This is a genomic window from Bradyrhizobium sp. Ce-3, assembly GCF_022835695.1.
GTDB lineage: Bacteria > Pseudomonadota > Alphaproteobacteria > Rhizobiales > Xanthobacteraceae > Bradyrhizobium.
In genome coordinates this window covers 1-331 of record NZ_BQUV01000078.1, presented here as the reverse complement: position 1 = coordinate 331, position 331 = coordinate 1, and the positions used below count along the sequence as shown (strand labels likewise).

General features: G+C 57.7%; 1 protein-coding gene. It reads left to right on the top strand.

Features of this window, described 5'->3' with window-relative positions; all coding sequences use genetic code 11:
• Positions 1–32: 32 nt before the first annotated feature.
• Positions 33–331, top strand: a 299-nt coding sequence (locus tag BRSPCE3_RS35895; protein ID WP_244071855.1) for a thiamine pyrophosphate-dependent enzyme, incomplete at its 3' end; no start/stop codon positions are given.

Genomic DNA, 331 nt, shown 5'->3' with positions numbered 1-331 from the left:
CCATCCTGGTGACGGGCGACGGGAGCTTTCAGATGACCATGCAGGAGCTCGGCACCATGATGGAGCAGGGTTTGCCCATCAAAATCTTTATCTTGAACAACTCCGTTCTGGGGATGGTTCGGCAGATCCAGGAATTTTACTACCAGGCGCGCTACATGGCGGTCAATTTCAAATTCCACCCGGACTTCGCCGCGTTGGCCAGGGCTTACAGCATCCCCGGCTACACCGTGCAGACCGAGGAAGAGCTTCAGAAAGTGCTTCCAGAGGTTCTCGCGACTCCCGGCCCGGCACTCGTCAACTGCCTGACTCCCGCGGATGAAAACGTCACCCC